This is a genomic window from Archangium violaceum Cb vi76, from assembly GCF_000733295.1.
Taxonomy (GTDB): domain Bacteria; phylum Myxococcota; class Myxococcia; order Myxococcales; family Myxococcaceae; genus Archangium; species Archangium violaceum.
Genome location: NZ_JPMI01000195.1, coordinates 1 through 416, shown reverse-complemented (window position 1 = coordinate 416; position 416 = coordinate 1). Strand labels below are relative to the sequence as shown.

1 protein-coding gene is annotated in these 416 nt (G+C 70.4%); it reads right to left on the bottom strand.

The genetic code is table 11. The annotated features are described in order from the left end of the window. Positions 1 to 146: 146 nt before the first annotated feature. On the bottom strand, positions 147 to 416 hold a 270-nt coding region (locus Q664_RS59345), incomplete at its 5' end, for a hypothetical protein (protein ID WP_043401518.1).

Sequence of the window (416 nt, the reverse complement as noted above, 5' to 3'; positions counted from 1 at the left end):
CCGCGTCGGGACGCTGAGGCGAGCTCCAGGACGAGCGGGGGAGGGGAGGGCGCGGCAGAGGCGGTGGGCGCGGTGGGTGGCCTCTACCAGGAGGCCTGGTGGTGATGCTCCGGGAGGGGCCGGGACCAGGGGGCGGCGGTGCTGCTCTACTCTTCGGTGTGGCGGTAGCCACGCAGGTCAGCCGTCTCTGCGTGGCCGAGGTTCGTCTTGGCGAAGTCGGCGTGTTTGAAGACCTGGCCGTAGCGGCGCGCGGCCTCGTTGTGCTGATGGTGGAGAGCGAGCCGCTGCGCGTCGGTGGCGAGCCTCATGGCGGCTTCCAGGTGCTCGCGGATCTGCCGTGCGTACTGCTCGGCCTTCTGTTCGTCGGTTAGGAGCTGCGGCGGGGACTCTTGCGGAGGTGTCGTCATGGGAGGGAG